Annotated in this window: 1 protein-coding gene; it reads right to left on the minus strand. The window is 79.5% G+C overall.

The annotated features are described in order from the left end of the window. On the minus strand, nt 1-371 hold a 371-nt coding region (locus FDP13_RS21520; RefSeq protein WP_143840380.1), incomplete at both ends, for a hypothetical protein.

Raw genomic sequence — 371 nt, forward strand, 5'->3', positions numbered from 1 at the left:
GTCGGCAGCGGGTAGTCGGTGAGCGACGGGCCGGCCACCTGCGCCAGCCCCTGACGCAGCGCCGCCTGCAGGTCACCCGGGGAGCGCGCGCCCGGAGCGACCGGGGCGGCCGTCCCCAGCCCGGTATCGATACCCGCCGGGGTCGGTGTGCCGCCGGCGTCAGTGCCCTCGCGGGTGACGGCGCCGGCAGCGGTGCCCGGGCGCTCCGCCTGGCCGGCCAGCGCCACGCCATTCCCCGTGCCCGACAACGGACTGCCGCTGACGGCCGCGGCCGTGCCGCCGCTCAACCCCCGCCCGGCCTGCGCCCCCACCGGGGTTAACGCGCTCACGCCCGCCAGCGTCGGCGTGGCCAGCGCCGGCATAAAGCCGCC

Source organism: Dickeya sp. ws52 (genome assembly GCF_007210685.1).
Classification (GTDB): Bacteria; Pseudomonadota; Gammaproteobacteria; order Enterobacterales; family Enterobacteriaceae; genus Dickeya; species Dickeya chrysanthemi.